Raw genomic sequence first — 13,946 nt, 5'->3', positions numbered from 1 at the left:
AATAGTCATTATTTTTGTCCGCCGCTCTGTGGTGACGGTCGTGTTACAGGCCAACGCACATGCATAAATGAATGCAAATGAGAAATATACGCATTTTTATTTCAATGTAAACAAAAGTCAGAATGAGAATGGGCCAGAATGAAACGCGATTTCAGGAATGACGAGAAAGCAATACGGCCGCAACAGCGGCCGTATAAGGATAAAAAAATAAAGGAATCAGTATGTTATTTCGTTCAGGCGAGGGCGTTTTCTTCCAGTTGACGCATAAACTGGCGAACCCAGTCCATCCGCGTTTTACGCTCACCCAGTTCCTGGAAGAACTTCAGGCGCGTCGGGCCGTCGAGGCGGAAGTGCTGCGGCTGTTTCTGCAGTAGACCAATCAGCCACGTCGGATTGACGTGATTCTTCTCGGCAAACTCAATCACGCCGCCTTTCTCGTTGCCTTCCAGCTTGCGGATCCCCAGCTTTTGCGCCTGCTGACGTAGGCGGGCGATATCCAGCAGATTACGCGCAGCATCCGGCAGTAGACCGAAGCGGTCGATCAGCTCGACCTTGATCTCTTCCAGCTCGTTTTCATTCTTTGCGCTGGCAATCCGCTTGTAGAAGGAGAGGCGCGTGTTGACGTCCGGGATAAAATCATCCGGCAACAGCGACGGCATACGCAGCTCAACTTCGGTTTGCTGGCTGGTTAAATCCTCCAGCGACGGTTCACGACCCTCTTTTAGCGCATCGACGGCGTTTTCCAGCATCTCCATGTACAGCGAGAAGCCAATGGACTCCATCTGCCCGCTTTGCCCTTCGCCCAGCAGCTCGCCCGCACCGCGAATTTCGAGGTCGTGGGTGGCGAGCGCAAAACCTGCGCCCAAATCTTCCAGCGAGGCGATGGCTTCCAGACGTTTCTGGGCGTCTGGGGTCATGGCTTTCGGATGCGGCGTCAGCAGCCAGGCATAGGCCTGGTGGTGCGAACGCCCCACGCGTCCACGTAGCTGATGCAGCTGTGCCAGACCAAAGTGGTCGGCGCGTTCGATGATGATGGTATTGGCGGTAGGAATGTCGATACCGGTCTCAATGATGGTGGTACACACCAGCACGTTGAAGCGCTGGTGGTGGAAATCGTTCATCACCCGTTCCAGTTCGCGTTCGCGCATCTGGCCATGACCGATGGCGATACGCGCTTCCGGCACCAGTTCCGCCAGCCTGTCGGCGGCTTTCTGAATATTCTCGACATCGTTGTACAGGTAGTAAACCTGACCGCCGCGCAGCGTTTCACGCAGAATCGCTTCGCGCACCACCAGACTATCGTACTCACGGACGAAGGTTTTGACCGCCAGACGGCGGGCGGGCGGGGTGGCAATAATCGACAGATCGCGCATGCCGCTCATTGCCATATTCAGGGTTCGCGGAATAGGCGTGGCGGTGAGCGTCAGAATGTCGACGTCGGCGCGCATCGCCTTAATGCGCTCTTTGTGGCGCACGCCGAAGCGATGCTCTTCATCGACGATCAGCAGCCCCAGATCGCGTAGCTTCACGTCGCTTTGCAGCAGCTTGTGGGTTCCGATCAGAATATCAATTTTACCCTCGGCGGCTTCGGCCAGAATCTGCGTCTGCTCTTTGGCGCTGCGGAAGCAGGAAAGCATCTCAATGCGCACCGGCCAGTTGGCGAAACGGTCGCGGAAGTTATCATAGTGCTGCTGCGCTAGCAGGGTCGTCGGCACTAGCACCGCAACCTGTTTGTGGTTCTCGACCGCGAGGAAGGCGGCGCGCATGGCGACCTCGGTTTTACCAAAGCCAACGTCGCCGCACACCAGACGATCCATCGCCAGCGGCTGGCACATGTCGCTGAGCACCGCGTTGATCGCCTGTGCCTGGTCCGGTGTCGTTTCAAATGGGAAGCTGTCGCAGAACAGCTGATACTGTTCACGATCGTGTTTGAAGGCAAAGCCTTCTTTCGCCGCGCGCTGAGCGTAGATATCCAGCAGCTCCGCGGCCACATCGCGCACTTTTTCCGCCGCTTTTTGCCGCGCGCGGCTCCAGGCATCGCCGCCCAGTTTGTGCAGCGGCGCGTTCTCTTCCGCACCGCCAGCGTAGCGGCTAATCAGGTGCAATGAGGAGACCGGTACGTACAGCTTGGCGTCGTTGGCGTAGGTGAGGATCAGATACTCGGCGGTGATGCCGCCTGCTTCCAGGGTCGTCATTCCGCCGTAGCGCCCCACGCCGTGCTCAAGATGCACCACCGGCTGGCCGATGTGCAGCTCTGCCAGGTTGCGAATCAGGGTATCCGGGTTAATGGTCCGCCGGGCATCCTGACGGCGACGCGCCACGCGCTCGCCCAGCAGGTCGCTTTCGCAAATCAGCGCCAGGTTATGCTGCGTATCGATAAAGCCGTGCTCGGCGGCGCCTATCATCAGATAGTGACCTTTACCGCTCGCTTCATCCAGCCGTTGAATACGTTTTGGCGACAGCTTGATCCGCGCCAACAGTTCGCCTAACGCTTCGCGGCGACCCTCGCTCTCTACCGAGAAGACCACCGGCCCGCTAAAGGACTCGATAAACTTACGCAGGTTATCCAGCGGCGATTTGTTTTGCGCCTGGACGGAGAGGTCCGGCAGCGGCTGGAAGCCGAGGTTGGTATTCGCCGCTTTGTCTGCCAGATGCTCGGTTTTGAGCTGGATGCGCGGCCATTTTTTCAGCTCGCTGTTCAGCTCTTCGGTACGCAGCCACAGCGTTGCAGGAGGCAGCAGCGGGCGCATCGGATCCACGCCCCGGTTTTCAAAACGCGCCTGCGCGTCAGCCTGGAAACGGTTGGCGCTGGCCTCAACGTCACCGGTATTCACCAGCAGGGTATTGGCCGGGAAATAGCTGAACAGCGCGGGTAGCGGCTCGCTGAAGAAGAGCGGCTGCCAGTATTCGATCCCGGCAGGCAGCGTGCCTTTACTGACCTGCTGGTAGATATGCTCGGCATCACGTTTGACCTCAAACTTATCGCGCCACTGGCTGCGGAACAGCTCGATAGCGGTTTTGTCGGTCGGGAATTCGTGGGCGGGCAGCAGGTTAATGGCCTCAACCTCTTCCAGCGTACGCTGGCTGTCGACGTCAAAGACGCGCAGGCTGTCGATTTCATCATCGAAGAAGTCAAGGCGATAGGGCTGCTCGCTGCCCATTGGGTAGAGATCCAGCAGCGCGCCGCGGGTAGCGTATTCACCGTGCTCCATTACCTGATCGACGTGACGGTAGCCCGCGCTGTCGAGCTGGCTGCGCAGGGCATCGCGCGACAGGCGCTGGCCTTTTTTCATCACCAGCGCGTGGCCGTGCAGGAAACTGTGCGGGCAGACGCGCTGCATCAACGTGCTGACCGGCACGATCAATACGCCACGCTGCATGGTCGGCAGCTGGTAGAGCGTCGACAGGCGCGAAGAGATAATATCCTGATGCGGTGAGAAGCTGTCGTAGGGCAACGTTTCCCAGTCGGCCAGGTTCATCACCAGGCTGTCGGTAAACTGGGTAATTTCATCGTGCAGGCGCAGGGCATTTTGCATATCCGGGGCGATCAACACCACCGGCCCCGCATGACGTTCAGCGATATCCGCCACCAGCGTCGCGCAGGCCGCGCCGGTCAGTTCACCAAGCAGGCGCTGGTCCCCGGGTTTTGTCGGTAGGGCATAACGGGCAAGTTCAGGCATAGTCAGCGCACGTTCTCCAGATGGCCGTATTTCCACGGTAATAATATAAATTTGCTGTACTTATTATCCGTGATGGCGGCGGGAGTGCAACCGCTGAAAATGCGGCGCTTGCGCGTTTCAGATCATTTGCTTCTTCTGCTGGCTGAGCTTGCGGTACTGCTGTGGCGACATCCCGACCAATTTACTGAAGGTGCTGTAAAAACGGCTACTGGAACGAAAACCCGCCGTCATCGCTACGTCGATGATGGTTTTATCCGTATCGCTCAATAGCGCGCGAACGTGGTTGATGCGCATCGCCGTAATGTACTGCTTTAAGGTGAGCTGCATGACGCGCTGGAAAATGCCCATCGCGTAGTTGGCGTTCAGCTTTACGTGTTCGGCAACATCATTGATGGTTAACGCCTGATCATAGTTATCAGCAATAAACCCAAGCATCTGGCTGACGTAAAACTGCGCGTGGCGCGAGACGCTGTTTTTATGCGTGCGTGAGGTTTTATTCAGCAGGATGGGCTGCCAGCCGGAGAGGCTAAAACGCTTAAGCATCAGGGCGATTTCATCGATGGCCAACTGACGAACCTGTTCATTTGGGCTGGCGAGCTCCTGCTGCCAGCGGGTCACTTCAAAGGCGCTCAGCTGTTGAGTGGCGAGCGACTTTATCACCATGCCGTGGGTGACGTAGTTCACCAGTTCGCGGTCCAGCGGCCAGGAGAGGAACAAATGCATAGGGAGGCTGAAAATCGCCATCTGCTGACAATGACCTGGGCGGGTGAGCTGGTGCGGCGTACAGGCCCAGAACAGGGTGATATGTCCCTGTTTTATCTGCACGACTTCATTGTTGATCAGGTATTCGACGTCACCATCAAATGGCACGTTCACTTCGACCTGTCCGTGCCAGTGGCTGGCGGGCATGGCGTGCGGTGGACGCAGTTCAACATCAAGACGCTGGTATTCCGAATAGAGTGATAGTGGGCTACGGGTCTGCTTTTCATCGCCGTTACACATATGCGGATCGGGCGGGAGATGAGAGATTGGCGCGTTGCTCATGGCGGCTCCGTTTCCTGATTTATCAGAATGATGTCAGCGCGGGGAGACGTCAACCGGGAAGTCGGCTGTAAAATCCATCGCTTAGCCTAATAGTAACCGGTATTTCAGGCCGTATACTCTGCTTTTGCGCTCATTTATTCCCAAAAACTCAGATCTCCCATTACCCAGACGCCGATCTGAGTTTATGGGAATGCTCATCGCGGAAGGTGGAAGTTTTCCCGAGTACCGCATGCCACCATGTTCTCGTCCACTTATTGTTCTGGAGAGTCATGATGACAGCACCCAAAATTACGTTTATCGGCGCCGGGTCGACGATTTTTGTCAAAAATATCCTCGGCGATGTTTTTCATCGCGAAGCGCTGAAGTCCGCGCATATTGCGCTCATGGATATCGACACCAAGCGGCTGGAAGAGTCGCACATCGTGGTGCGCAAGCTGATGGATTCGGCTGGTGCTTCTGGCCATATTACCTGTCATACCGACCAGCGCGCGGCATTACAGGGCGCGGACTTTGTGGTCGTCGCCTTCCAGATTGGCGGCTATGAACCCTGTACGGTGACCGACTTCGAGGTGTGTAAACGCCACGGCCTGGAACAAACGATCGCCGATACGCTTGGGCCGGGCGGCATTATGCGAGCGCTGCGGACCATCCCGCATCTCTGGCAGATTTGTGAGGATATGAGCGAGCTGTGCCCGAATGCCACCATGCTTAACTACGTCAACCCGATGGCGATGAACACCTGGGCGATGTACGCGCGTTACCCGCATATCAAGCAGGTGGGGCTGTGCCATTCGGTTCAGGGGACGGCGGAAGAGCTGGCACGCGATCTCGATATTGACCCGGCCTCGTTACGCTATCGCTGCGCGGGTATCAACCACATGGCGTTCTATCTTGAGCTGGAGCGAAAAACCGCCGACGGCGAGTACGTCAGTCTCTACCCGGAACTGTTGGCTGCCTATGCTGCGGGCCAGGCTCCGAAGCCGAATATTCATGGCAATACGCGCTGCCAGAACATCGTGCGCTATGAAATGTTTAAAAAGCTGGGCTACTTTGTCACCGAATCATCCGAGCATTTTGCCGAATATACGCCGTGGTTTATTAAGCCGGGACGCGAGGATCTGATTGAACGCTACAAGGTACCGCTGGATGAATACCCTAAACGTTGCGTCGAGCAGCTGGCAAACTGGCATAAGGAGTTGGAAGAGTACAAGACCGCTGAACGTATTGATATTAAACCCTCGAGAGAATACGCCAGCACCATTATGAACGCCCTGTGGACCGGAGAACCGAGCGTCATTTATGGCAACGTACGTAACGACGGTCTGATTGATAACCTGCCGCAGGGCAGCTGCGTGGAGGTTGCCTGCCTGGTGGATGCGAACGGCATTCAGCCGACCAAAGTCGGGGCGATTCCCGCACATCTGGCGGCGATGATGCAGACCAATATCAATGTGCAGACGCTGTTGACGGAGGCCATCCTGACGGAAAACCGCGATCGTGTTTATCACGCGGTGATGATGGACCCACACACCGCCGCTGTACTGGGCATCGAAGAGATTTATGCGCTGGTGGATGACCTGATTGCCGCCCACGGTGATTGGCTGCCCGCATGGCTGCACCGCTAAAAAAAGACGGCGCCGGGCAAAGTATCCGGCGCTTTACCTCTGACTCTTAACAGAAGGCGGGCGCTGGTAACAGTGACCCGGTACCCTATGAGCATCTCTCTGACAACAAAACTCAGTTACGGATTCGGTGCGTTTGGTAAGGATTTTGCCATCGGCATTGTTTATATGTATCTGATGTATTACTACACCGATGTGGTCGGATTGTCGGTTGGTCTGGTGGGCACGCTTTTCCTTGTGGCACGCATCTGGGATGCGATTAACGACCCCATCATGGGATGGATAGTGAACGCCACGCGAACGCGATGGGGAAAATTCAAGCCGTGGATCCTTATCGGCACGCTCGCGAACTCGCTTATTCTGTTTTTACTGTTCAGCGCGCATCTGTTCGAAGGCACCGCGCAGGTCGTGTTTGTCTGCGTCACCTACATACTGTGGGGGATGACCTACACCATTATGGATATTCCTTTCTGGTCACTGGTGCCGACCATTACCCTTGATAAGCGCGAACGTGAGCAACTGGTGCCGTATCCGCGTTTCTTCGCCAGCCTCGCTGGATTTGTGACGGCAGGCATTACGCTACCGTTCGTAGATGCCGTCGGCGGTGCGGATCGCGGTTTTGGTTTCCAGATGTTTACGTTGGTGCTGATTGCTTTCTTTATCGCCTCGACCTTTGTCACACTGCGCAACGTGCATGAAGTCTTTTCCTCCGACAGCGATGCGAGCACGGATAGCGCGCGTCTGACGCTAAAGGGGATTGTAGCGCTGATTTACAAAAACGATCAGCTCTCCTGCCTGTTGGGGATGGCGCTGGCTTACAACATTGCCTCAAACATTATTACCGGTTTTGCGATTTACTACTTCACCTACGTTATCGGCGATGCGTCTCTGTTCCCGTACTACCTTTCCTACGCAGGCGCGGCGAATTTACTCACTCTGATTCTGTTCCCGCGGCTGGTGAACGCGCTGTCGAGACGCGTGCTGTGGGCCGGGGCGTCAATTTTGCCGGTGATCAGCTGCATCGGGCTGTTTGCGATGGCGCTGGCGGGGTATCACAACGCGCCGCTGATTATCGTAGCCGGGGTATTCCTCAACGTGGGCACCGCGCTGTTCTGGGTTCTCCAGGTGATCATGGTGGCGGATACCGTCGACTATGGCGAGTACAAGCTTAACGTTCGCTGTGAAAGCATCGCCTACTCGGTACAGACGATGGTGGTGAAGGGCGGTTCGGCATTTGCGGCTTTCTTTATCGCCGTGGTGCTGGGGATCATCGGCTATACCCCAAACGTGGCGCAGTCAGCGCAAACCGTTCAGGGCATGCAGTTCATTATGATTGCGTTACCGGCACTGTTTTTCATCATGACGCTGGTGCTGTATTTCCGCTACTACCGCTTGAATGGCGATGCCTTGCGTAAAATTCAGATTCACCTGTTGGATAAGTATCGTAAAACGCCATCGCCCGCCGTGGTGCTGGAAAAACCGGTTAGCGTGGCGAGCGTAGCCCGTGACGTGAAGGCGTAATCATGGAATGGGCATCATGGATTGGCTATCTGGCCGCTTGCCTGACCACGCTCTCTTTTTTGCCGCAGGCCATTAAGGTTATCGCCACTCGCAATACCCAGGGCATTTCGGGTCTGATGTACGTAATGTTCGTGTGTGGGCTGGTGATGTGGTTAGTCTACGGCGTGATGATTGAGGATATGGCCGTGAGCATGGCGAATTTTCTGACGCTGGTGTTCGCGATGCCGATTCTGATCATTAAGCTGCGTCGAGGATAGCGAAGATCGGCCTACAGGAGGCATCCTGTAGGCCGGATCGGCATTCGTGTTATCCGATAGCCTTTAACTGCCGATTATGCCAGCGAGCAAGGAGAAGCACCGTCGTCAGTGCGCCAAGCAGGGCGCAGAACATATCCGATTGCGTATCCCACGGGTCGCCCTGCGTGCCGAGGAAATCATCCGCGCCTTGCCCCATTGCCAGTGCGGCCCACCATTCAATCAGCTCATAGGTGGCGCTAATGGCCAGCGCCACGCAGCACACCAGAAATGCCAACATTTTACGGCCCCGAACGATCTCCCCCCGCAGCAAGATTTCGCGCGCCGCCAGCGCAGGTACCAGCCCCTGGAAAAAGTGGCCAAGCTTGTCATAAGGGTTGCGGCTCAGGTTGAACCATTCCTGTACATCAAAACCGATAGGCACTTTCGCGTAGGTATACTGACCGCCGACCATCAAAATCATGGCGTGGCAGAAAATCAGCGCGTACAGCAGCGGTGTCAGCGGATAGCGCTGAGCGGTAAAAAGCAACAACGGAACGACGATAATTACCGGCGTAACCTCCATCAGCCAGGTCGTTTTTTCAACGGCGCTAACGCCGGTATAAACCAGAAAGAGGCCCAGCAGTAGGGCGCCTGCGCGCAATATCAGAGGGTTAACGGTGTGGTTCATCAGTCTTTCGCGAAACGTTAAGAAAACATCACTATTGACCGCGTCGCTGAAAATTTCAACATTCCTGTTGCCTGACGCTGAATTGTCAGCCTTGCGCTTACGGTTCAGTCATTTACCCATTGTGCTTTCGCTTATATACTCGTGCTTCTGCTATCAGCAACCAGACGGATTACATGTATCAACCTGTCGCACTATTTATCGGCCTGCGCTACATGCGTGGGCGAGCAGCGGACCGCTTCGGTCGCTTTGTTTCCTGGCTGTCGACAATCGGCATTACGCTTGGCGTAATGGCGCTGGTCACCGTCCTCTCGGTGATGAACGGCTTTGAACGCGAGCTGCAAAACAACATACTGGGGCTGATGCCGCAGGCCATTCTGAGCGCTGAACAAGGCTCTCTTAACCCACAAAAAATTCCGGAATCGAGCGTGAAGCTGCAGGGTGTGAGCCGTATTGCGCCGCTGACGACCGGTGATGTGGTGCTGCAAAGCGCACGCAGCGTTTCGGTAGGGGTGATGTTGGGGATTGACCCCGCGAAGGCCGACCCGCTGACACCGTATCTGGTGAACGTGAAGCAAACTGACCTCAGCGCCGGAAAATACAACGTGATTCTCGGCGAGCAGCTGGCGGGCCAGTTAGGCGTCAATCGCGGCGATCAAATCCGCGTGATGGTGCCATCTGCCAGCCAGTTCACCCCGATGGGGCGTCTGCCGAGCCAGCGTCTGTTTACGGTGATTGGCACTTTCGCTGCCAACAGCGAAGTCGATGGCTACCAGATGCTGGTCAATATTCAGGACGCTTCCCGCCTGATGCTCTACCCGCTGGGCAACATTACCGGCTGGCGCCTGTGGCTGGATAAACCGCTGCAGGTGGATACCCTCAGCCAGCAAACGCTGCCGGAAGGCACCAAATGGCAGGACTGGCGCGAGCGTAAAGGCGAGCTGTTCCAGGCCGTGCGGATGGAAAAAAACATGATGGGGCTGCTGCTGAGCCTGATCGTCGCGGTCGCCGCGTTTAACATCATCACCTCGCTGGGGCTGATGGTCATGGAGAAGCAGGGCGAAGTGGCGATTCTGCAAACGCAAGGGCTGACGCCGCGGCAGATCCTCACCGTCTTTATGGTGCAGGGGGCCAGCGCGGGCATCATTGGCGCGGTACTTGGCGCGGTGCTTGGCGTGCTGCTCGCCAGCCAGCTCAATAATTTAATGCCGATTATCGGCGCGTTCCTCGACGGTGCGGCGTTGCCGGTTGCCATTGAGCCGCTGCAGGTTATCGTGATTGCGCTGGTGGCGATGGCCCTGGCGCTGCTGTCAACGTTGTACCCTTCCTGGCGCGCTGCCGCCACTCAACCCGCTGAGGCTTTACGTTATGAATAAGATCCTGTTGCAATGCGACAACCTGTGCAAACGCTATCAGGAAGGCTCGGTGCAGACTGACGTGCTACACAACGTTAGCTTCAGCGTGGGCGAGGGTGAAATGATGGCCATCGTCGGTACTTCGGGTTCCGGGAAAAGTACGCTACTACACCTTCTGGGCGGGCTGGATACGCCCACCAGCGGCGACGTCATTTTCAGCGGCCAGCCAATGAGCAAACTCTCTTCGGCGGCAAAGGCCGAGCTGCGTAACCAGAAGCTGGGTTTCATCTACCAGTTCCACCACCTGCTGCCGGATTTCACCGCGCTGGAAAACGTGGCTATGCCGCTGCTGATTGGCAAAAAGAAAGCCGCTGAGATCAACTCGCGTGCGCTGGAGATGCTGAAAGCGGTTGGGCTGGCACACCGTGCGAATCACCGTCCTTCGGAGCTGTCCGGCGGTGAACGTCAGCGCGTGGCGATTGCCCGTGCGCTGGTTAATAACCCGCGTCTGGTGCTGGCGGATGAACCCACCGGTAACCTCGATGCCAAAAACGCCGACAGCATTTTCAAACTGCTCGGCGAGCTGAACCAGTCTCAGGGCACGGCCTTCCTGGTGGTGACCCACGACCTGCAGCTGGCGAAACGCATGGGGCGTCAGCTGGAGATGCGTGACGGCCACCTGAGCGACCAACTGACCCTGATGGGAGCGCATTAATGGCTCCTTCGCTGTCGTTACTGATTGGCCTGCGCTTTAGCCGCGGACGTCGACGCAGCGGCATGGTGTCGCTGATTTCGGTTATCTCCACCGTGGGCATTGCGTTGGGCGTCGCGGTGCTGATCGTCGGCCTGAGCGCGATGAACGGCTTCGAGCGCGAGCTGAATAACCGCATTCTTGCGGTGGTGCCGCACGGTGAAATCGAAGCGGTCAACCCGCCGTGGAACCACTGGCAGAACGTGCTGCCGAAAGTTGAAGCGGTGAAAGGCATAGAGGCCGCCGCGCCGTACATCAACTTTACCGGGCTGGTAGAGAGCGGTAGCAACCTGCGCGCCATTCAGGTGAAAGGTGTGGATCCGCAGCAGGAGAGTAAACTGAGCGCACTGCCGCGCTTTGTTCAGGCGGATGCCTGGGCAAACTTTAAGGCCGGGGCGCAGCAAATTATCCTCGGCAAAGGCGTCGCCGATGCGCTGAAGGTGAAAGCCGGCGACTGGGTGTCTATCATGATCCCCAACTCGAATCCCGAGCATAAGCTGCTGCAGCCAAAACGCGTACGCCTGCACGTCATCGGTATTCTCCAGCTGAGCGGCCAGCTCGACCACAGCTTCGCCATGATTCCGATGCAGGATGCCCAGCAGTATCTGGACATGGGGGAAAGCATCTCCGGTATCGCCATTAAAGTGAACGACGTGTTTAACGCCAACAAGCTGGTGCGCGACGCGGGCGAGGTCACGAATAACTACGTCTATATCAAGAGCTGGATCGGCACCTACGGCTATATGTATCGCGACATTCAGATGATCCGCGCGATCATGTATCTGGCGATGGTGCTGGTGATCGGCGTGGCCTGTTTTAACATCGTGTCGACGTTAGTGATGGCCGTGAAAGATAAAAGTAGCGATATTGCGGTCCTGCGCACATTGGGCGCCAAAGACGGGCTGATTCGCGCAATTTTCGTGTGGTATGGTTTATTGGCTGGCCTGTTGGGCAGTCTTTGCGGTGTGGTTATCGGCGTGCTCGCTTCGCTGTACCTCACGGGCATTATTAAGGTGATTGAAAAGATTATTGGTCATCAATTCTTATCGGGTGACATCTATTTTATCGACTTCCTGCCGTCTGAATTGCACTGGCTGGATGTCGTTTATGTGCTGGTCACGGCACTGTTGCTGAGTCTGCTGGCAAGCTGGTATCCCGCCCGCCGCGCCAGCCGTATCGACCCTGCGAGGGTGCTGAGTGGCCAGTAATTTGACGTCCTGACCGCGCGGCGTTGCTGCTGCGTGCGTCAGTTAGAGGAATGAACATGATGCATTATGGATTTGACATTGGCGGCAGCAAAATCGCGCTGGGCGTATTTGATTCATCGCGCCAGCTTCAGTGGGAAAAACGTATCCCGACGCCGAAAGAGAGCTATGAAAGCTTCCTTGAGGCGGTAACCGGGCTGGTGGCAGAAGCCGATGCGCGCTTCAACTGCCGGGGAACGGTAGGTATCGGTATTCCCGGCATGCCGGAAACCGAAGACGGTACGCTGTATGCGGCGAACGTCCCGGCGGCGACCGGTCGACCGCTCCGTGCGGATCTGAGTCGCTTGCTCGACCGTGACGTACGTCTGGATAACGACGCTAACTGTTTTGCCATTTCCGAGGCCTGGGACGACGAGTTTACCCAGTACCCGCTGGTGATGGGCCTGATTCTTGGTACCGGCGTCGGCGGCGGTATCGTGCTGAACGGTAAATCGATTACCGGTCACAGCTATATTACCGGCGAGTTTGGTCATATTCGCCTGCCGGTCGACGCGCTGGAAGTAGTGGGGCGTGATTTCCCGCTGGTGCGTTGCGGCTGCGGCCAGCTTGGCTGCATTGAAAACTATTTATCCGGGCGTGGGTTCGCGTGGCTGTACAACCATGTCTATCAGCAGCCGCTCACCTCGCCGGAAATTGTTGCCCTCTGGCAGCAGGGAGACGAAAGGGCGCACGAGCACGTTGAGCTTTACCTCGATCTGCTCGCCGTGTGCCTGGGGAATATACTGACCATTGTCGACCCGGATCTGCTGGTGCTCGGCGGTGGGTTATCGAATTTTTCAGCGATCGCCGATGGACTTGCGCACCGCTTACCGCGTCATTTACTGCCTGTAGCCCGCACGCCGCGCATTGAATGCGCACGCCACGGTGATGCAGGGGGGATGCGCGGCGCTGCGTTCCTTCATCTGACCAACTAACATGGAGTAGATATGCAGTCGCGCCGCTTACATCGATTGAGCCGTTTTCGTCGGAATAAACGTCAGCTGCGCCAGCGTCTGCGCCAGCGGATTTTTTTCACGGACAGGGTGATGCCAGAAGAGATGGATAAACCAAGAGTGTTGGTGTTAACCGGCGCGGGTATTTCGGCAGAGTCGGGGATTCGGACTTTCCGGGCGGCCGATGGGCTATGGGAAGAGCATAAGGTTGAGGACGTGGCGACGCCGGAAGGCTTCGCACGTAATCCTGAGCTGGTGCAGAGCTTTTATAACGCACGCCGGCGCCAGCTCCAGCAGCCGGAGATTGCGCCTAACGCGGCGCACCTGGCGCTGGCCCGCCTGGAAGAGGCGCTCGGCGAGAACTTTATGCTGGTCACGCAGAACATCGACAATTTGCATGAGCGCGCGGGCAATAAAAACGTGCTGCACATGCACGGTGAGCTGCTGAAGGTGCGCTGCACCCAAAGCGGTCAGGTGTTCGACTGGCCGGGCGATTTACCGGTAGACGAACGCTGCCACTGCTGTCAGTTCCCGGCACCGCTGCGTCCGCATATCGTCTGGTTTGGCGAGATGCCGTTTGAGATGGACCATATCTACCTCGCGCTGTCGATGGCCGACATCTTTATCGCTATCGGCACGTCTGGCCACGTTTATCCGGCTGCCGGTTTCGTCCACGAGGCTAAGTTACACGGCGCCCATACCGTGGAACTCAACCTCGAACCGAGCCAGGTCGGCAGCGAGTTTGAAGAGAAACACTATGGGTTGGCGAGCGAAGTGGTGCCGGCCTATGTTGATGAACTGTTGAAATCGCTGTAAATATTCGGGCATCCGGCGCGGTTTGCCGGATGCCCGATG

11 protein-coding genes are annotated in these 13,946 nt (G+C 56.8%); 8 read left to right on the top strand and 3 right to left on the bottom strand.

Translation table 11 applies throughout. The features are described from left to right. Positions 1 to 233: 233 nt before the first annotated feature. A complete protein-coding gene (gene mfd / locus ABTW00_RS14105) occupies positions 234 to 3,680 on the bottom strand; it encodes a transcription-repair coupling factor (RefSeq protein WP_433636104.1) in 3,447 nt (1,148 codons plus the stop codon). Positions 3,681 to 3,797: 117 nt separating this feature from the next. Next, complete coding sequence (melR, locus tag ABTW00_RS14100; protein ID WP_065356308.1) at positions 3,798 to 4,724, bottom strand: transcriptional regulator MelR; 927 nt, start codon at positions 4,722 to 4,724, stop codon at positions 3,798 to 3,800. A gap of 269 nt (positions 4,725 to 4,993) precedes the next feature. On the opposite strand from melR, the gene ABTW00_RS14095 reads away from it, so the two are divergent. From ABTW00_RS14095 to ABTW00_RS14085, 3 genes are all read left to right on the top strand, one after another. After that, a complete protein-coding gene (locus tag ABTW00_RS14095; protein ID WP_433636102.1) occupies positions 4,994 to 6,349 on the top strand; it encodes an alpha-glucosidase/alpha-galactosidase in 1,356 nt (451 codons plus the stop codon). 87 nt (positions 6,350 to 6,436) lie between these two features. Next, complete coding sequence (gene melB, locus ABTW00_RS14090) at positions 6,437 to 7,867, top strand: melibiose:sodium transporter MelB (protein ID WP_064549175.1); 1,431 nt, start codon at positions 6,437 to 6,439, stop codon at positions 7,865 to 7,867. Between the two features lie 2 nt (positions 7,868 to 7,869). Then, entirely contained in the window at positions 7,870 to 8,124 is a 255-nt protein-coding gene (locus ABTW00_RS14085) for a SemiSWEET transporter (RefSeq protein WP_064549176.1), read from the top strand. 49 nt (positions 8,125 to 8,173) lie between these two features. On the opposite strand, the gene ABTW00_RS14080 is transcribed toward ABTW00_RS14085, so the two are convergent. Next, positions 8,174 to 8,791 carry a DUF2238 domain-containing protein gene (locus tag ABTW00_RS14080; RefSeq protein ID WP_433636101.1) on the bottom strand — a complete coding sequence of 206 codons (618 nt, stop codon included), beginning with the start codon at positions 8,789 to 8,791 and terminating at the stop codon, positions 8,174 to 8,176. A gap of 173 nt (positions 8,792 to 8,964) precedes the next feature. On the opposite strand from ABTW00_RS14080, the gene lolC reads away from it, so the two are divergent. Genes lolC through cobB form a run of 5 tightly spaced genes read left to right on the top strand, consistent with a single transcriptional unit; the run spans position 8,965 to position 13,907 of the window. Then, positions 8,965 to 10,164 carry a lipoprotein-releasing ABC transporter permease subunit LolC gene (lolC, locus tag ABTW00_RS14075; protein ID WP_433636099.1) on the top strand — a complete coding sequence of 400 codons (1,200 nt, stop codon included), beginning with the start codon at positions 8,965 to 8,967 and terminating at the stop codon, positions 10,162 to 10,164. Further along, on the top strand, positions 10,157 to 10,858 hold the full coding sequence (gene lolD, locus ABTW00_RS14070) for a lipoprotein-releasing ABC transporter ATP-binding protein LolD (RefSeq protein WP_064549182.1): 702 nt from the start codon (positions 10,157 to 10,159) through the stop codon (positions 10,856 to 10,858). The genes lolC and lolD overlap by 8 nt, the downstream gene beginning before the upstream one ends. Then, the gene (gene lolE, locus ABTW00_RS14065) at positions 10,858 to 12,102 is read left to right on the top strand and encodes a lipoprotein-releasing ABC transporter permease subunit LolE (protein ID WP_433636098.1); all 1,245 of its coding nucleotides are present in this window, start codon (positions 10,858 to 10,860) and stop codon (positions 12,100 to 12,102) included. The genes lolD and lolE overlap by 1 nt, the downstream gene beginning before the upstream one ends. Before the next feature lie 59 nt (positions 12,103 to 12,161). Next, complete coding sequence (gene nagK, locus ABTW00_RS14060) at positions 12,162 to 13,073, top strand: N-acetylglucosamine kinase (RefSeq protein WP_433641042.1); 912 nt, start codon at positions 12,162 to 12,164, stop codon at positions 13,071 to 13,073. Between the two features lie 12 nt (positions 13,074 to 13,085). Further along, entirely contained in the window at positions 13,086 to 13,907 is an 822-nt protein-coding gene (gene cobB, locus ABTW00_RS14055; protein WP_064549186.1) for a Sir2 family NAD+-dependent deacetylase, read from the top strand. Positions 13,908 to 13,946 lie beyond the last annotated feature (39 nt).

Origin of the sequence: Kluyvera georgiana, from assembly GCF_050990895.1 — a bacterium.
In the GTDB taxonomy this organism is placed as follows: Bacteria; Pseudomonadota; Gammaproteobacteria; order Enterobacterales; family Enterobacteriaceae; genus Kluyvera; species Kluyvera georgiana.
The sequence above is the reverse complement of the archived record's forward strand: the minus strand, read 5'-3'. Positions and strand labels throughout refer to the sequence as shown.